Source organism: Rahnella sp. CJA17(1/100), from assembly GCF_963881615.1.
GTDB classification, from domain to species: domain Bacteria; phylum Pseudomonadota; class Gammaproteobacteria; order Enterobacterales; family Enterobacteriaceae; genus Rahnella; species Rahnella aceris.
On record NZ_CAWOJA010000064.1, the window covers coordinates 119,387 to 137,747 of the forward strand.

Here is an 18,361-nt window from a genome sequence, read left to right on the forward strand (position 1 = left end):
TTATCTCCTTTGGCCTGTATGCATTAAGTGTAACGCAGCCTGACCATTTCGACAGTCTGTACGTGAAAAAGAGCCGCTGCAGGATCACGCCGGTGGGAAATTAAAACATTTTGTAAAACTTTGACACACAATCGTCATTCCTGAATAATAGAGGATGAGCAACGTTGTATCTGAGGAGAGAGGAATGAAAATCTGTCATGCGCTGGTCGCATTAGCGAGTCTCAGCCTGATGGTGTCAGCTTCAGCGACCTCACTTAAATTGTCCCCCGATGTCGATGTTCTGGTAATCGATGGCAAACAGATGTCTGGCGCAATCCTTAAAGGTGCAGACAGCCTTGAACTCGATGGCGGTCAGCACCAGATTCTGTTTCAGGTCAGCAAAAATGTCCGTTCCGTCACTCAACAGGCACCGATAATCTACCATTCGCCTGCCCTTATCGTGACCTTCAATGCTAAAAGTAATCGTTCCGTTTCTTTCGTTCTGCCAAAACTGAGCAACGACAATGAAACGACACAATTTAGCCAGCAGATGAATTATCAGCTCATTGATGAACAAGGCCGTCAGATACCGACGCAACGTGACGTCCTGAATATGTTTAATCCCGGACATACTGCAGACGCTGAGAAATTAATGATGACTTACAATTTGTCGGGCGCACGTGCGGCGGTTCCTTCATTCGCCAAAGGCAGCACGGATAAAAAATCTGCGTTAGCCACCGACGCAACATCTCAAATTTCTATCGTTTATCTTCACCCGTTGTGGACACGTCTGGCCGCGAATGCTGGCTTTGAGCGGTTGTTACTCTGGTTAAAACTGCCGGATAATCAGGAACGCGCGTCATAACTTAATCTGCATCACGCATTCCTCCTTCTTAACGGCGAATTATTCCCCCTGAGCTATGCAGTAAAACGGAGTTTCAGTATTCTGTGATCCACTTTTACTTTCGCGTTGAAGGGAATTAGATGGAATACACGACCCGCACGATCGCAAAACAAAAACATATAGCCCTGGTCGCGCATGACCACTGCAAAAGTACCCTGCTGAAATGGGTTGATAAAAACGTTGCTGAGCTTTCGCAGCATATCCTGTATGCCACCGGCACGACGGGTAACCTGGTTCAGCGTAATACCGGGATTAATGTCAAAAGCATGCTAAGCGGGCCGATGGGCGGCGACCAGCAAGTGGGCGCGCTGATTGCCGAAGGCAAAATCGATATGCTGATTTTCCTCTGGGATCCGCTCAATGCCGTTCCGCATGATCCGGATGTGAAAGCCCTGCTGCGCCTGGCGACCGTATGGAACATCCCGGTGGCAACCAATCTGTCTACTGCTGACTTCCTGATCCAGTCTCCGTTGTTCCAGTCTGAAGTCGAAATCACTATTCCTGACTACCAGCGCTATCTGTGGTCACGCCTGAAAGAATAATGATTCAATAGGCTGATTTTTAAAAGTAAAAATCCCGGCGATTGCCGGGATTTTCATTGATCTTATCTATGGTTTTCGCTGGACCGGTACGCCGATATCTTCAAGCTGTTCTACGAAGACGGAAGGACGTTCTTTATCCTGCAGCAACCAGACCTGATGCTTCGCACGTGTCATCGCCACATACAATAAACGCCGCTCTTCGGCATCCAGAAAGTTTTCCGGTTCAGGCAATAACACTTCCTCCAGCAAAGATTCCCGCGCGGGCGCAGGGAAACCGTCATTGCCACCATGCAATCCGACGATAATCACGTATTCAGCCTGTTGTCCTTTACTGGCATGAATCGTCATGAAATCAAGATTAAGCTTTGGCCAGCGGGTCGCGGCTTTCTCCAGAATTTGCGGTCGAAGATGGTGATAACGTGCCAGCACCAGAATATGTTCATCAGCGGTGACATAGCCGCTAAGTTTATCCAGCAATTTTTCCATCTGGTCCTCAGGCAGTATCACCACATTTTTCTTGTTGCCTTTGGTCAGACTGTTCAGCGGCTTCTTCAACTGATAAGGGTTTTGCTGCACAAACTTATTGGCAATTTCACCGATGCGGTCATTGAACCGGTAAGTCGTATCCAGTGCGCATTGCGCTCCTTCGCCAAAATTGTCAGCAAACGCCGTGGTCAGGGACAACTCCGCACCGCTGAAACGGTAAATCGCCTGCCAGTCGTCCCCCACAGCAAACAAACTGGTATGTTTGTTAAGTTTACGCAAGGCAGAAAGCAGCAGTGCGCGCTGGGGGGAAATGTCCTGGAATTCATCCACCAGAATATGCTTCCACGGGCTGACAAAACGCCCTTTTTCCAGGATATTGACTGCCTGATGGATAAGCCCGGAAAAGTCCACTGCGCCCTCTTCTTTCAGTGCCGTTTTCCAGGCTTTCATCAGCGGTGCCATCAGACGAATACGCTTTGTAAACAGATCTTTGACGTCTTCCGGCGCGCTTTCGATCATCTCCGCCTGACTGCCACCGTGCATACGCATCAGGCTGAGCCAGCGTTCAAGGCGGCTTCCGAGGCGCTCCGCCAGCGATTTATTTTTCCAGTAATCACCCTCAGGAACGGTCCATTCCAGTTCGTCTGTCATCCATTGCCGCCAGCCGCTGGCCTGCACTTTTTTCTCTGCACACTGCTGCTGCCATGTCTTAATCAGTAAGCTGCGCCGGGCTTTCGAATCGGTTTCAAGTTTGCTGATTTTGGGGGCTTTTTTGCTGCCTTCCTGGATAATCTGCAAAGCGAGCGCATGAAATGTCTTGGCCTTGATGCCTTCAGTATGCAAACGCTCTTTGATACGCCCGTTCATTTCATCCGCTGCCTGACGACCAAAGGCCAGCAACAGAATTTGTTCAGGATGCGCTTCCTGACGGCGCAACAGCCAGCCCGCGCGCGCCACCAGCACCGACGTTTTACCACTGCCCGCGCCAGCCAGCACCAGCACCGCGTCTTCACCGTTCACGACAGCGCGGCATTGGCTGTCATTGAGCGGTGACACTTCAACGGTATCAAAAAAGTCACGGTTATCAGCAATCACCCTGTCAGTCCAAGCCAGATTGCGCCGGTCGACACTGCGTTTACCCTGCTCAAGCCAGCGCAGACAGGTCTGATAATCTTCCCGACAATTATCAAATTCAGTAAGACGTTCAACAGGCACCGGGATCGCAGAAAATGCCTCAGTAATGTCTTTCTGCACATCAGCCAGATCAATGCGTTTGAACCATTTGTCTTGCTGTTCAATCTGGGTAATTTTTTCAACCTGCCCGCGCAATACTCCGGCGCTGACCTCGCTCATCTCGAGACTCCAGGTCTGCCAGATATTGAGCAGGTATTGATAAAAACGCTGTGTTTCCTGCCATTCGGTGCCGTGCAGCCGGACCACTTTTTGCTCCGGCAATTCAAATTCAAGCTCCCCCCAGACGATGCCACGTTTGCAGCGAATCTGAATAAGCTGATTAAAAGGGATCAGATAGTGATGTTTATCGCCGCTGACTTCCACGCCGGCATTAAGCAGACGCACCCGGTTATAAGGGTGCTGCGCCAGATGTTTCCCGAATGAGGTCGATTTCAGTTCCATATCATCACACCGTGTTTTTCTTTAATTCCTGACATTTTACATGCAAGAGCATTTAAGAGTTTACCTTTGATAAGCGCAGGCGATCCACGCTCCAAAACAGAGTAGAATAGGAGGTATGTTTGCATTATGTGAACACGAAATTTATCAACTTTTTAACCTCTTCGGGAAGAGCTGCCATGCGTACCGTACTCAATATTCTTAACTTTGTTTTAGGTGGTTTTTTCACCACGCTTGCCTGGCTGCTTGCTACGCTGGTCAGTATCGTGCTGATCTTTACTCTGCCCCTCACCCGCTCTTGCTGGGAAATCACCCGTCTTTCACTGCTGCCATTTGGCAATGAAGCCGTACATGTCGATGACCTGTATCCGGAAAAACGCAGCGCGTTGCTGTCCGGCGGAGGTACTCTGTTGAATATCTTCTGGTTTATTTTTTTCGGCTGGTGGTTATGCTTGTCGCATATCGTTGCCGGTATCGCGCAATGTATCAGCATAATCGGTATTCCGGTGGGCATTGCGAACTTTAAAATTGCTGCCATTGCACTCTGGCCGGTAGGACGCAGGGTCGTTTCCGTCGAGCTGGCAAAGCAAGTTCGTGAAGCTAATGCAAGCCGTCAGAGAGAAAACGGACGCATTCGCTGATTGCGATGTTTCAACATTTTTGAATTTTAAGGTGGGTTTTTCGTGCTTTCTATTGCACCCGGTTTACGGCGCTATGCCTATAACAGCAATATTCTTTATCACATCAGGATTTTCATTGCGCTGACAGGGGCTGCGGCATTGCCATGGTGGTTGGGTCAGTTCACGCTGACAATCCCCCTGACACTCGGTGTGGTTGCTGCGGCTCTTGCCGACCTTGATGATCGTCTCGCTGGCCGTCTGCGCAATTTGCTGATTACCCTGGTCTGTTTTTTTATTGCTTCAGCATCCATAGAATTACTCTTCCCCTATCCGTGGCTTTTTGCGCCCGGGCTGATGATTTCAACCTGCGGATTCATCCTGCTGGGGGCCCTGGGGCAGCGTTATGCCACGATTGCCTTCGGCGCGTTGCTGATCGCCATATATACGATGCTTGGCACCAGCATGTATCACATCTGGTATCAGCAACCGCTGATCCTGCTTGCGGGTGCTATCTGGTATAACCTGCTGACGCTGGCTGGCCATATTATTTTCCCCATCCGTCCGTTACAGGATCAGATCTCCCGCTGTTTCACGCAACTGGCGGCTTATCTTGAAGCCAAAGCAACGTTGTTTGATCCCGATCAGGAAGATAACAACCAGCAACTGGTCGAGCTGGCCATGGCCAATGGTCAACTGGTCTCCACACTGAACCAAACAAAAAATACGCTACAGACCCGGCTGAAAGGAGATCGTGGCCAGAAAGGGACCCGCCGGACATTACATTATTATTTTGTGGTGCAGGATATTCATGAGCGCGCCAGCTCGTCCCACGTGCAGTACCTCAAACTCAGTGAACAATTTCATCACAGTGATATTCTGTTCCGCTTTCAGCGCCTGATGAGCATGCAGGCGCGGGCCTGTTTACAGCTGTCACAATGCATTCTTTATCGCCAGCAATATACCCACAACAGCCAGTTCGAACGGGCGTTTTCCCGGCTGGAAGAAGCCCTCAAACGTCTGGAATCTCATCATGAACACCGTGAGACATTACAGGCGTTACGCCATCTTTTACGCAATCTGCATGCGATTGACGCGCAACTGGCAAATATCGAGTCGGAGCAGTCTCTGCCGGAAAATCAGACCGGCAAAAGCCCGTTTGCGGAAGACCGTCTGACTGGCCTTGATGATATCTGGCTGCGCATTTCCCGCCATTTTACGCCGCAATCGGTGTTGTTCCGTCATGCAATTCGTATGTCTGTCGTGCTCTTTGTAGGCTACGTTTTCATTCAGGTCAGCGGCTTAAATCACGGCTATTGGATCTTGCTCACCAGTCTTTTTGTCTGTCAACCAAACTACAGTGCGACCCGCCGGAGGTTAGCTCTGAGGATAATCGGAACACTCGCCGGTATTGCTCTCGGGATCCCTATCTTGTATTTCGTTCCGTCCGTTGACGGACAAATGATTCTGATCGTCATCAGCGGGTTATTGTTCTTTGCGTTCCGCACAGTGCAATACGCGCAGGCCACAATGTTCATCACCCTTCTGGTGTTGTTATGCTTCAATTTGTTAGGCGAAGGATTTGAAGTCGCTATCCCGAGAGTAATCGATACGCTGATTGGTTGTGGTATCGCCTGGGCGGCAGTGACCTTTATATGGCCCGACTGGAAATTCAGGCAACTTGATAAGGTGGTCAGAAAAACGTTCGATGCTAATTGCCGTTATCTTGATGCTATTCTGGTGCAGTACCATCAGGGGAAAGACAACAGTCTCGAGTACCGTCTGGCCCGCCGCGATGCGCATAATTGCGATGCCGAACTGGCGTCCGTGGTGTCGAACATGAGCTCTGAGAGAAATAACGAACCGTCGACACTCGAAGCGGCGTTTCGCCTGTTATGCCTCAATCATACAATGCTGAGCTACATTTCAGCGCTGGGTGCCCATCGCGAAAAACTCAATGATGCCGAAACCCTGAGGTTGCTGGATGATGCAGCATGCTGCGTTGACGGCGCTTTGCATCATCTGCCTTCTGAAGCAGAACGCATCCAACACGCGCTCGGTGAACTCACTGCACGTATTCAGATGCGTACAACGGATATCGACAGTAAAGAGCAGCTCGTGCTTCAGCAAATTGGATTACTGGTGGCTCATTTGCCTGAGCTCACCAGTCTTAATACTAAGATCCTGCCGGCACAAAATCGGCTCTAATTGCAGATAACTTACGCAAACTTAGTGCACAACCGTTGATAGCTGCTCTTGGTGATGGTTAAACCAGTGAGTTAATGACTCTCTGGATTCCATCGGCAAAGCGGCTTCATGGAAGCCCAAAATTGCCCCTTCGAGTGCCATCAGTAAATTAATCCCTAAATTCTTTTTTTTAATGGCACACAGTTTGAGGTAGGTATGGCAGGCACCCTGTAACCGCAAGTCCCCCGAGTTCTCAATGCCGACTTGCCAGAGCATCCTTTCGAGCGCCAGCGAGAGATTGGGTAAATCTTTCAATCGGACCGCTTCGTTGTTTTTTTTCAGCTCTATATCCCGCAACATCCCTTGCAACGATAATCTGCCCAGCTCGCACAGTGCCTGGTGATCACTCCATTGCCGGGCACTCACTTTGAAATAACGCAACTGCACATCCATGCCTCGCTTGCGATAGGTCAGCCTCTCCATCTTTTTGCGGCGAAAATGAGTTTCGGTTTCTCCGGTCGCTCGCAAATAGAGTTCACCATCAGAAACCAGGGCGAACATGACGCGGTCAGCGGACAAGCTCATCCCCCCAAATTGGGTGCGGGAACGAATATTGCCCAACGGGGCAAAAATCTCCAGACACTCAAGCACTCGTTTTTTTGATTTGTTTATCATTGCGTTATCCTTTTCACGTTAATCCCTTGCTTCCACTTTGAGTTACCAAAACAGCTAAAAGCAAAATACGCAATCTTATGAACTCCAACAAACATAAAATGCCGTTACAGCCTGTTGCCTTCAAAATTTGCGAGATATCTTGGAAAAATTGGGTTGATCTTTGCTCACCGCCAGAGTACTGTACATACATACAGTAACTCACTGGAGTACATCATTATGCGAACTCAATACCATACAAATCATCATTTTAGTCAGCTTGCTTTGCCCGTCACTCCGTCACAGGTAAATACGTCTGCATCCTTGAATAATGGTCTGATCACTGAGTTCGTCTATAGTGCGAGCCAACCTGATTTTGCGCAGTTATTACTGCCCTTACTGCAACACCTGGGTATGCAGTCTCGGTGGTTGTTGTGGCTCACACCTCAACAAAAACTGAGCCGTCATTGGTTATCTCAGTCAGGTCTGCCGGTGGATAAGATGGTGCAAGTTAATCAAATTACGGCGATGTCGACGGTAGATGCGATGGAGAAAGCCTTGCAGACGGGTAACTACAGTGTCGTGTTGGGATGGCTTCCGGATTTGAGTGATACTGAGAGGGAAAGATTGCAAATTGCAGCACGCCAGGGTGGTGCTTACGGCTTCATAATGAGACCGACAAATGAACAGAATTCAGCTTGTGGACATCATTCCACAGTAAAAATTCACTCTTCCGTATACCATTAGTTCAAAATAGGAATCTTCCTATGAAAATAATGCGGAACTTAGTGATTTGTGCTGAATAATGCCTGCAAGCCAGTAAAAACGGGCTTCCTGAATGCAGATTAGTGCCAGATTTTGTCAGCAAATTGCCAAAGCCGTTAAGAAATGTGTCCGTTTTTCCCTTTTTTTCCACGGTGTTAACACATCAAGCTTGTAAGTTTCGCGCCACGTTGTAGACTTTACAACGCCAAGGTTGCTCGATAATGCCAACGTAAAGTGGCAAGTTCTGAAATGAAGCAATAATCTTGGCGTAAGGATTTTAACCAAGGGCTTAAAAAGCTTAAAGCTCAATTGCCTATTTGGATGATAACGAGGCGCAAAATGAAAAAGACAGCTATCGCATTAGCAGTGGCACTGGCAGGTTTCGCTACCGTAGCGCAAGCCGCCCCTAAAGATAACACCTGGTATACCGGTGGTAAATTGGGCTGGTCCCAATACCATGACACTGGTTTCGCAAACGCTTACAACGGTATCGGCAACGGCCCTACCCACGAAAGCCAACTGGGTGCAGGTGCGTTCTTGGGTTACCAAGCGAACCAATACCTGGGCTTTGAAATGGGATATGACTGGCTTGGCCGTATGCCTTACAAAGGCAGCGTAAATAACGGCGCGTTCAAAGCACAAGGCGTTCAGCTGGCTGCTAAACTGAGCTACCCGCTGACTGACGATCTGGACCTGTACACCCGTCTGGGTGGTATGGTTTGGCGTGCAGATGCTAAAGGTAACTTCAACAACGGTGCTAATGGTCGCGTAAGTGATCATGACACTGGTGTTTCTCCACTGGCAGCAGTTGGTGTTGAATACGCAGTAACCAAAAACTGGGCTACCCGTCTGGATTACCAGTGGGTTAACAACATTGGTGACGCGGCTACCGTTGGTGCACGTCCTGATAACGCAATGCTGTCTGTAGGTGTTTCTTACCGTTTCGGTCAAGATGAAGCAGCTGCTCCAGTTGTTGCTCCAGCACCAGCTCCAGCTCCAGTTGTAGAGACTAAGAAATTCACTCTGAAATCTGACGTTCTCTTCAACTTCAACAAAGCGACTCTGAAACCAGAAGGCCAACAGGCTCTGGATCAGCTGTACAGCCAGTTGAGCTCTATCGATCCTAAAGACGGTTCTGTTATCGTTCTGGGTTACACCGACCGTATCGGTTCAGAACAATACAACCAGAAACTGTCTGAGCAACGTGCTCAGAGCGTAGTAGATTACCTGGTATCTAAAGGTATCCCTGCTAACAAGATCTCTGCACAAGGCCAGGGTAAATCTAACCCAGTTACCGGTTCTACCTGTGACTCCGTTAAAGGCCGTGCTGCTCTGATCGACTGCCTGGCACCAGACCGTCGTGTAGAAATCGAAGTTAAAGGCTACAAAGATACTGTTACTCAGCCACAGGCTTAATAACACGCTTTAGCTTTTGCTACAGATACTAAAAACCCCGCCATGGCGGGGTTTTTTTTATGCCTTCGGTCAGAGCAAATAGCTGACTCCCTGAGACGCGAAAGCAAATCTATCCAATATCTTTCTTGCCGAGTATTTGTTCTAAATCTTCTTTCAATGAAGACATCTGATTCGCGTATTTCTCTTTACGCTCGGCATCTTCAAGCAGCTGAATGATTGTGTCAGAAAGCGTGACACCACGCCTTTGTGCCAATCCCGCTAAACGCTGCCAGACCAGAAATTCTAAATCGATAGATTTTTTGCGAGTGTGCTGATGCTCTGCATTGAAGTGACGCTTACGGCGTGCACGAATCGTTTGCTTAAGACGATTTTCCAGCGCCGGATTCATATTATTAACAATCCAGTCTGACACTTTGACCGGCTCGTTTTCCAGGTTGAGAAGTTGATTCACGGATTCCTGGGCAGCGCTGTTTTCCAAATGGCGGGTGATCCGCTCACCTTCCCGGTGTTTTTTCACCAGATACTTCCATTTCCAACCACTTTCGAGATTTTCCAGTTGCTGATATTTCATCGTGAACTCTTCGGTGACCACGTAACTTTACTAAGCATAACAGCTTTAATTCAATTTTCACCCCAAATAAAACCGCTTATTTTGGTTGTTTTTTGCCCACCTGTACAGCAATGTGCACTAAGACCAATTCCGCTACGACTCTCATTGTATGCAGCCGGATTTATTCTTGTATAATCGCACTTTCCCTCTTTATAGAAAACAGCTAACACATTGACCAATAACCGACTTGACTGGCAGCTTTTACTGCCCGACTCCGCGCCTTACGAGGCAATCTTTGCAACGGCTGCCCAGTTAGCCCCTGTCGATTTTGCAGGAATTCAGCCCCGGCTGGAAAATGGTTTAACGCTGTTTTGTCATCCCCGCTCACGTGTGCGTTTTATGACGCTCAAGGCGCAGGAAAATCGCGAATACTTGTCACGCATTAAGCAGGTGGTCAGCGACTTACTACCTGAACCGGCGGAAGTCACGGGTAACCGTTACCATATTGAAGGCAATAAGGTAACGCTGCTGGCGGCGAAGACAGCGGAAGATGCATTCGCGGCGAAATCGACCTGCCAGTATCGTGAATGGGTTGAACCTGAACAGCTGTTCGGGTGTGTGCGCATTTACAAAGACCAGATCCAGCTGGAACCGGGATTGGTACACCAGGTGAATGGCGGTGTGCTGGTACTTTCCATCCGTACCCTCATCGCGCAGCCTCTGATGTGGTTGCGTCTGAAACAGATGATCACCGAAGGTCAATATCATTGGGTCTCACCAGATGAGACGACACCTTTACCTGTGACAGTCCCTCCGATGCCTTTGGATATTCGCCTGATTCTGGTCGGTGACCGCTTATCGCTTGGTGACCTCAGTGATATGGAGCCAGAGTTGGTGGATTCTTCCATTTATGGTGAATTTGAAGCCGACCTGCCGCTGACGGAAGAAAGCGATATGGAAACCTGGTGTGGTTATGTCAATACGCTGGCTGATGAGCTTGAGATCCCACGCCTGGCCGCTGATGCATGGCCCGAGTTTCTAAAAATGGCCATTCGTCACAGCACCGATCAGGGCAGTCTGACACTCGATCCGGTATGGCTTAACACCCAACTTAGCGAAGCTGCACTCTATAATGAAGACGAGTTGCTGAGCGTTAAGTCTCTTGAAGCGGCATCCGGTGCACGTGCATGGCGTGAGAGTTATCTCCAGGAGCGTATGCAGGATGAAATCGAACTTGGACAAATTCGCATTGAAACAGAAGGCGAAGTTGTCGGGCAGATTAATGGCCTGTCTGTACTGGAATATCCGGGGCATCCGCGAGCGTTGGGTGAACCTTCCCGAATTAGTTGTGTCGTACATGCCGGCGACGGCGAATTTACCGACGTCGAACGTAAAGCCGAGTTAGGTGGTAATCTGCATGCCAAAGGCATGATGATTATGCAGGCCTTTCTGATTTCCGAGTTAGAACTCGACCAGCCTCTGCCCTTTTCCGCCTCGATTGTATTTGAGCAGTCTTACGGAGAAGTGGACGGCGACAGCGCTTCACTTGCTGAACTCTGCGCACTGATCAGTGCGTTGTCGATGCAGCCGATCAACCAGCAAATTGCGGTCACCGGCTCTGTCGATCAGTTTGGGAATGTGCAACCTATTGGTGGCGTAAACGAGAAAATCGAAGGTTTCTTCGAAGTTTGTCAACGTCGCGGTTTGACCGGTAAACAAGGGGTCATTCTGCCAACCAGCAACGTGCGCAACCTGTGCCTGCATCCGCAGGTTCTGGACGCCGTTCGCGAAGGCCAGTTTCATTTATGGGCAGTTGATAACGCAGCCGAAGCGCTGCCTATCCTGACCGGATTGATTTACACAAACGAAGAAGAAGCTGAAGAAGAGCGTCCGAGTCTGCTGGGATTAATTCAGCAGCGTATTGCGCTGGCGACATCGCAAGGCAGCCCGCGTTATCCGTGGCCTCTTCGCTGGTTGAACTGGTTCAATCGCAGCTGATCGGAGTTGTTCAGCTTACAGCTGTTCGCTAAACTTCGCCCTTCATTAAAATAAGGCTTACATAGAACATGGTAGATAAACGCGATTCCTATACGAAAGAAGACCTCGTAGCTTCTGGCCGCAGTGAACTGTTCGGCGCTGGTGGCCCTCCGTTACCATCAGGCAATATGCTGATGATGGATCGTATCGTAAAGATGCAAGAAGACGGCGGCACCCATGGCAAAGGCTATGTTGAAGCTGAATTAGATATCAACCCTGATCTGTGGTTCTTTGGTTGTCACTTTATTGGCGATCCGGTAATGCCTGGTTGTCTGGGTCTGGATGCCATGTGGCAGTTAGTGGGCTTCTATCTGGGCTGGCTCGGTGGCGAAGGCAAAGGCCGCGCACTGGGTGTAGGTGAAGTGAAATTCACTGGTCAGGTTCTGCCAACCGCGAAGCTGGTCACCTACCGTCTGAACTTCAAACGCGTGATCAACCGTAAACTGATCATGGGCGTTGCTGATGGTGAAGTGCTGGTTGATGGTGTGGTAATTTACACCGCCACTGATCTGAAAGTGGGTCTGTTCAAAGACGCTGCGGCTTTCTGATAAAGCCCTGCACGACGTCTGAAAAAGGGTGAGCCTCCGGGTTCACCTTTTTTATGTCTGCTGTACGGGCACTCTGCCCTGCAAACAAAAACCTCCGCGCATAGCGGAGGTTGTTCCTTATTCTGACAGGGTAGCCGCTTAAGCGGTAACAGCCCTGTCCTCCATGGCTTGTCGCCAACCCCCGAGCCAGTGTGATCGGGCATCTAATGATTGGTACGGACAAATCTCTTTTGAGCGTCCGCCAATACCTGCTTGATATCCACGTGATTGTGCCCGTTCCAGGCGATCGCGTTTTTGTCTCTTCATGCCTTGTATCCCTCATTATTCAGGTCAGGTGGAAAGAAAACAGTGGCCCGCTTCTGCGTCCACATCTAACAAATAGCTGCAATATGAGGAGAGGTCAATGCGCAAAATTCACGCCAATGTCACATTCGTGAGCTATATTATTGGATTGTGCACAAAATAATCGCGCCAGTTAATCCCTCATCTGGCTGATCCCCATAAAAAAATCCCGGTGTCTGTCAGGTCAGAAACCGGGATTTTTTATCTTTAACTTAAAAAATATTAAGCTTAAAAAAACGTCATCTTATCTGCGCAGCAATCTGGCCCACTTCTTGCTGCCAGCCGGTAGCCAACGTTCTGACCAGCGCGTCATAGCCATCTTCGTTTTGCTTGAGATTCAGGGTGAAATCACGCTGAATCATCTGCCCGTTGCGTGTCAGGCTCCAGCTGCCACTGACGATCACAATACCGTCATAGCGGCCATGGAAACCGGTGACATTAACGTTCAGCACATCCTGATCGTCGGTATTCGCCGCCTGAGTGGAAACCAGCGAGCCCGGCAAGTCCCGGCGTAAATAGGTGACCAGTGCTTGCTGTAGTTGCTGATCCAACGGACTGGCCCAGAGATTATTCTGGGTCAGCGTGTACTGCACATCATTGGTCTGATATACCAGCCCTGACCCTGCCAGATAATCAGCAACACTCACCCGCTCAACCCACAGATGCCGCTGTACGGCACCTGCAGACATCACGCTACCTGTTGTTACGGTGCTGCTCAGCACAGGCAACTGGTAGTAGGTTTTCTGATCACTGCTGCTACAGGCAGTCAGGAATAATGCTAAGACGACAGGTATCCATTTCATCATTATTTGGCCTTCTTCGGCTGAGGATCATCTTGCCCTGGGGCAGCGAAAATCAGTGCGTTACTTTTCTGATTCAGCGTTTTCAATACCGGTTGCAGCTCACGCAGGGTTTTATCCAGACTCTGCATATCGCCGACCAGATTGCCGTACGCCGGCGAACCAGGCTGGAAGCCTTTCAGGCTGCGGTTCAACTGAATCAGCGTCTGCTGCATATCCTGAGGCAGATTTTTCATCTCTTTACTGCTGACAATCGCGTTCAGAGACTCAATCGTTTTCTGCGTTGACTTCATCGTCCTCTGACTTTCAGCCAGCGTACTTGTCGCTTCGCGCATCATCGGTTCGATTGGCAGATTGTTGATCTTATCGAGGGTTGTCATCAGTTTTTGCTGAATCTGTGCAAAGCCTCCACTCACCGTCGGCAACAATTTATGCCCGCCGATTTCCAGCGGCCCTTTCCACGGTTTCTCATTCGGATAGAAATCCAGATCGATATACATCGCCCCTGTTAACAGGTTGGCGGATTTCATCGAAGCACGCAGACCCTGAGCAATACCGTCACGGATATGATCTTCAATATTGAAATTACTGCCCAACAGTTGAACGAAGCGATCGGGTTCAATGCGGATCAGCACAGGAATGCGATAATCGTCCGACATCTGCTGTTTCACCACATTCATCGGATAAGGCACTTCGGCCACAGTACCCAGACGAATACCACGGAATTCAACAGGTGCGCCAGGTTGCAGACCGCGAATAGAATCCGAGAAGAACATCACGTAATCCGTGTGACGGGTATACAGCGATTCCTGAATGCTTTTCTGATCATCAAAGAGCCTATAACTGTCACCATTTTTGGCTTCGTTGCCCTGCGTCCAGCCATTCGGAATATCAAAGCTGACACCACCACTAAATAACGTGGTCAGTGACCCCATTTCGACACGCATACCGGCGGCAGACATATCGAAGTTCACGCCGCTGTCTTTCCAGAAACGCACGTTGTCAGTCACCAGTGTGTCGTAAGGCGCACGGATGAAAAGCTGGTATTTGATGTTACGTGCTTTCGGATCAAAGTGACTGGTTTCCACCGTACCGACCTGGAAACCCCGGAACAACACAGGGTCGCCTGGACTCAGCTGACCGGAACGCTCACTTTCCAGACTCACGCGGATCCCTTTCGCATCAGGTGACGCCAGCGGGGGGGAGTCATCCAGTTTATATTCTGATTTTTCTCCCCCCTTGTTACCCGGCTGCAGCTGAATATAAGCGCCAGACAATAATGTGCCCAGACCGGAGATGCCTTCACGTCCGATTTGCGGTTTCACTACCCAAAAAACAGAGTCCCCGCGCAGCATTTTTTCCATGCCGGTGTTCAGTCGTGCTTTGATGATAACTTGTTGTAAATCATCGCTAAGCGTAACGGACTCTACTTTACCGACATCGACGTTACGGCTTTTGATGGTGGTTTTGCCACCTTCGATGCCCTCAGCGGTGGTAGTGATCAGCGTGACTTCCGGGCCCTGATGGCTGTAGTGATAAAACAGGATCCACGCGCCAATCAGCGCAGTGACGATCGGTACGATCCACACTGGCGACCAGCGTTTAATTTTCTCTACTTTGGCAGTTCCGTCATGCTCTGCCATGTTATTTCCCGCCATCTTGTGGCTCCTTTGTAGACTTCATTCCAGCACGATCCCAAATGAGCCTTGGGTCAAATGTCGTTGCGGCAAACATGGTGAGGATAACTACGCCGGCGAACAGCAGCGCGCCAATATCCGGATAAATACTCATCAGTTGCCCCATTCTCACCAGCGCCGCCAGTACCGCAATAACAAACACGTCGATCATTGACCAGCGGCCAACGAACTCAACCACCTCGTAAATGACATGTAATCGTTCCCTGTCGATCTCTTTATTAGAGTTCGCATCCCAGCATAGCCAGCCAATAGCGATCATTTTGAGCGTCGGCACCATAATACTGGCGATCAAAATAACCAGAGCCACGGGATAGGAACCTTCGCTCCATAACAGCGCCACCCCGGCCATAATCGTAGACGGTATCGGATTACCCAGTACCTGAGTGATCATGATAGGCAACAGATTTGCCGGGATATACAGCAGAACGGAGGTCACCAGCAGAGCCATTGTCCATTGCAGACTATTTTTACGCCGTGCATGACCATGGGTTTTGCAACGGCCACATTCTTTCTGATCAACCGGTAAAATTGCCATGCAGCAATGACAGGATCGCAGACCCTGACGCAGACCGCTTTCTCCCATGCGCAGTGGCTGATCTACCGCCGGAGCAGGTTCGATGTGCTGCCATATCCAAAGACGGTCCGTGCACTGAAAGGCACGCAATTGCAGAAGGCAAAACAGGACATAGGGATAAAAACTGCTGCCCACGCCCACGTCGCCATAAGCCATGAGTTTCACGAAACTGACCAGTACCCCGGCAAGGAAAATCTCGACCATACACCAGGCTTTCAGTTGGAATAAGGTCCGGGCAATGACAACTTTCCAGCGAACGGGAATATTGAAACTCTGGCAGAGGATGATAATGGACAGCATGCAAATGGCCGGGAGCAGTTGCACCACGATCATGAATAACGACGCCATGCTGGCATAGTCTTCTGAAACCAGAACCTGAGGGATTTGCACCAGCGTGACTTCGCTGCTCAGCCCGGCAACATTCATATTGACGAAAGGAAAGAGATTGGCCAGCAACAGCATGAACAACGCGCTGATGGCATAACCGACAGGACGTCTTCGAGGCTCATTCCAGCGGGAGGTTAGCGTAGTGTGGCAACGGGGACACACCGCTTTTTGCCCGATGTGCAGGCCGGGTATTGCCACCAGCATATCGCATTGGGGACATAATATGTGCGGGTCATGATCATGGGCGTCAGAACACACTATCGACTCCTCAACAGCGGAAAGACTACGAATATCGGCAACCGGCCTTCCCTTTATCCGGTTGCCAATCATGAGGCAGTGTTAAGCGTTCTTCTGCGCTTCCAGCGCTTCCCAACGTTCAAACGCCTGCTCTAACTCAAGCTCTGCGGCAGCGAAAGCGGTGAGCACTTGCTGAGTTTCTTCATGAGGAAGGGTGAAGAAATTCGCATCGCTCATTTGCTGTTGCAAGGCACTGATTTTTTCTTCCAGAGTGCTGATTTGCGAAGGCAATTGTTCCAGCTCACGTTGCTGATTATAGCTGAGCTTATTCGCGGTGCGTTTGGCCGGTTCTGCTTTAGGTTGTGCAGCGGGTTTATTTTCCGTGGTCACCGCCTGACGGATTGGCTTCTGGTTGCGGCGCTGATGCTGTGCATCATGGTAACCACCGACATAGCTGTTGATCACGCCATCGCCTTCATAAATCCAGCATTCGGTTGCCGAGTTATCAACGAATTCACGATCATGGCTCACCAGCAGTACCGTGCCCTGATAGCTGTCGATCATCTCTTCCAGGAGTTCAAGAGTTTCCACATCCAGGTCGTTGGTCGGTTCATCGAGGATCAACAGGTTGCTTGGGCGCAGGAATAATTTTGCCAGCAGAAGACGGTTACGCTCGCCACCTGACAGCGCTTTTACCGGTGTCATGGCGCGCTTCGGATGGAACAGGAAGTCCTGCAGGTAGCCCAGTACATGGCGTGCACGGCCATTGACCATCACTTCCTGCTTACCTTCGGCCAGGTTATCCATCACCGTACGTTCAGGATCCAGCTCAGCACGGTGCTGGTCGAAGTACGCCACTTCCAGTTTAGTACCACAGTGAACACGGCCGCTGTCTGCCTGAATCTTACTTAACATCAGTTTCAGCAACGTCGTTTTACCACAACCGTTCGGGCCAATCAGCGCAATTTTATCACCACGCATGACTTGCGCAGAGAAGTTGCTCACCAGTTGTTTTCCGGCAATGCTGTAATAAACGTCTTCCATTTCAAAGACAATCTTGCCTGAACTCGCGGCTTCGACCACCTGCATTTTGGCGGTGCCCATCACTTCCCGGCGATCGGAACGCTCTTTACGCAGGGCTTTCAGAGCGCGTACGCGGCCTTCGTTGCGGGTACGGCGGGCTTTGATACCCTGACGGATCCACACTTCTTCCTGCGCCAGTTTTTTATCAAACTCGGCGTTCTGCAGTTCTTCAACGCGTAAGGCTTCTTCTTTTGCCAGCAGATAGGCTTCGTAATTACCTGGATAAGACACCAGTTTGCCGCGATCAAGATCGACAATGCGCGTCGCCATATTGCGGATGAAAGAACGGTCATGGGAAATGAAGATAATGCTGCCCTGGAATTCCTTCAGGAAGTCTTCCAGCCACGCGATACTTTCGATATCCAGATGGTTCGTCGGTTCATCGAGCAGCAGAATATGCGGCGCGCTGACCAGAGCACGGCCCAGCGCCGCTTTACGCAGCCAGCCGCCGGACAGGGATTTCAGCTCTGTATCTGCATCCAGACCCAGTTTCAGCAATACTTCGTTGATACGGCTGTCGAGCTGCCACAGGCCCTGATGATCGAGGATCTCCATCACCTGAGCCAGTTTGTTCATGTTCTTTTCGCTCGGGTCGGTTTCAACCAGATGCGAAATGGCGTGATACGCCTTCAGATGTTCAGCCTGCTCGAACACGCCTTCTGATACGAAATCAAACACCGTACCTTCGACATTGCGCGGCGGATCCTGTTGCAGACGCGCAACAATCAAATCCTGCTCATACACGATACGCCCGTCATCGAGCGGCACTTCGCGGTTCAGGATCTTCATCAGCGTCGATTTACCGGCACCGTTACGGCCAACCAGACAGACACGCTCATTCGGCTCGATGTGTAATTCGGTGTTATCCAACAGCGGCGAGTCACTGAATGACAGCCAGGCACCTGACATACTAATTAACGACATAAA

Annotated in this window: 16 protein-coding genes; 8 read left to right on the forward strand and 8 right to left on the reverse strand. The window is 50.0% G+C overall.

Going from position 1 to position 18,361, the window contains the following annotated elements:
• The first annotated feature begins 184 nt into the window (after positions 1–184).
• Complete coding sequence (locus tag AACU55_RS21205) at positions 185–844, forward strand: DUF2057 family protein (protein WP_037035985.1); 660 nt, start codon at positions 185–187, stop codon at positions 842–844.
• A gap of 119 nt (positions 845–963) precedes the next feature.
• A complete protein-coding gene (gene mgsA, locus AACU55_RS21210; protein ID WP_013574881.1) occupies positions 964–1,425 on the forward strand; it encodes a methylglyoxal synthase in 462 nt (153 codons plus the stop codon).
• Positions 1,426–1,491: 66 nt separating this feature from the next.
• Here mgsA and helD read toward each other — a convergent pair whose 3' ends face one another.
• Positions 1,492–3,546, reverse strand: a complete 2,055-nt coding sequence (gene helD, locus AACU55_RS21215) for a DNA helicase IV (RefSeq protein WP_037035987.1) — start codon at positions 3,544–3,546, stop codon at positions 1,492–1,494.
• A 176-nt stretch (positions 3,547–3,722) separates the two neighbouring features.
• Between helD and AACU55_RS21220 the strand changes: the two genes are divergently transcribed.
• A complete protein-coding gene (locus tag AACU55_RS21220; protein WP_013574879.1) occupies positions 3,723–4,184 on the forward strand; it encodes a YccF domain-containing protein in 462 nt (153 codons plus the stop codon).
• Between the two features lie 42 nt (positions 4,185–4,226).
• Positions 4,227–6,368, forward strand: a complete 2,142-nt coding sequence (gene yccS / locus AACU55_RS21225) for a YccS family putative transporter (RefSeq protein ID WP_134706067.1) — start codon at positions 4,227–4,229, stop codon at positions 6,366–6,368.
• A gap of 21 nt (positions 6,369–6,389) precedes the next feature.
• Here yccS and AACU55_RS21230 read toward each other — a convergent pair whose 3' ends face one another.
• Complete coding sequence (locus AACU55_RS21230) at positions 6,390–7,022, reverse strand: TfoX/Sxy family DNA transformation protein (RefSeq protein WP_013574877.1); 633 nt, start codon at positions 7,020–7,022, stop codon at positions 6,390–6,392.
• A gap of 216 nt (positions 7,023–7,238) precedes the next feature.
• On the opposite strand from AACU55_RS21230, the gene sulA reads away from it, so the two are divergent.
• Positions 7,239–7,745 carry an SOS-induced cell division inhibitor SulA gene (sulA, locus tag AACU55_RS21235; protein ID WP_134706068.1) on the forward strand — a complete coding sequence of 169 codons (507 nt, stop codon included), beginning with the start codon at positions 7,239–7,241 and terminating at the stop codon, positions 7,743–7,745.
• A gap of 357 nt (positions 7,746–8,102) precedes the next feature.
• Positions 8,103–9,179: a porin OmpA gene (gene ompA, locus AACU55_RS21240; protein ID WP_013574875.1), complete on the forward strand. Its 1,077-nt coding sequence runs from the start codon at positions 8,103–8,105 to the stop codon at positions 9,177–9,179.
• Between the two features lie 109 nt (positions 9,180–9,288).
• Here the strand turns inward: ompA and matP are convergent, their stop codons facing one another.
• Complete coding sequence (gene matP / locus AACU55_RS21245; RefSeq protein ID WP_037035996.1) at positions 9,289–9,750, reverse strand: macrodomain Ter protein MatP; 462 nt, start codon at positions 9,748–9,750, stop codon at positions 9,289–9,291.
• Between the two features lie 210 nt (positions 9,751–9,960).
• Between matP and AACU55_RS21250 the strand changes: the two genes are divergently transcribed.
• Together AACU55_RS21250 and fabA are read left to right on the forward strand one after the other, a co-directional pair.
• Positions 9,961–11,727: an AAA family ATPase gene (locus AACU55_RS21250; RefSeq protein WP_134706069.1), complete on the forward strand. Its 1,767-nt coding sequence runs from the start codon at positions 9,961–9,963 to the stop codon at positions 11,725–11,727.
• A gap of 68 nt (positions 11,728–11,795) precedes the next feature.
• A complete protein-coding gene (fabA, locus tag AACU55_RS21255; protein WP_013574872.1) occupies positions 11,796–12,314 on the forward strand; it encodes a bifunctional 3-hydroxydecanoyl-ACP dehydratase/trans-2-decenoyl-ACP isomerase in 519 nt (172 codons plus the stop codon).
• Between the two features lie 138 nt (positions 12,315–12,452).
• On the opposite strand, the gene rmf is transcribed toward fabA, so the two are convergent.
• From rmf to AACU55_RS21280, 5 genes are all read right to left on the reverse strand, one after another.
• Positions 12,453–12,620, reverse strand: coding sequence for a ribosome modulation factor (gene rmf / locus AACU55_RS21260; protein ID WP_013574871.1), 168 nt, complete (start codon positions 12,618–12,620; stop codon positions 12,453–12,455).
• 275 nt (positions 12,621–12,895) lie between these two features.
• The gene (gene pqiC, locus AACU55_RS21265) at positions 12,896–13,462 is read right to left on the reverse strand and encodes a membrane integrity-associated transporter subunit PqiC (protein ID WP_134706070.1); all 567 of its coding nucleotides are present in this window, start codon (positions 13,460–13,462) and stop codon (positions 12,896–12,898) included.
• Complete coding sequence (pqiB, locus tag AACU55_RS21270; RefSeq protein WP_081925220.1) at positions 13,462–15,114, reverse strand: intermembrane transport protein PqiB; 1,653 nt, start codon at positions 15,112–15,114, stop codon at positions 13,462–13,464. Before pqiB ends, pqiC begins: the two co-directional genes overlap by 1 nt.
• Positions 15,101–16,375 carry a membrane integrity-associated transporter subunit PqiA gene (gene pqiA, locus AACU55_RS21275; RefSeq protein ID WP_369794817.1) on the reverse strand — a complete coding sequence of 425 codons (1,275 nt, stop codon included), beginning with the start codon at positions 16,373–16,375 and terminating at the stop codon, positions 15,101–15,103. The genes pqiB and pqiA overlap by 14 nt, the downstream gene beginning before the upstream one ends.
• Positions 16,376–16,453: 78 nt before the next feature.
• On the reverse strand, positions 16,454–18,358 hold the full coding sequence (locus AACU55_RS21280) for an ABC transporter ATP-binding protein (protein WP_013574867.1): 1,905 nt from the start codon (positions 18,356–18,358) through the stop codon (positions 16,454–16,456).
• Between the last annotated feature and the right edge of the window lie 3 nt (positions 18,359–18,361).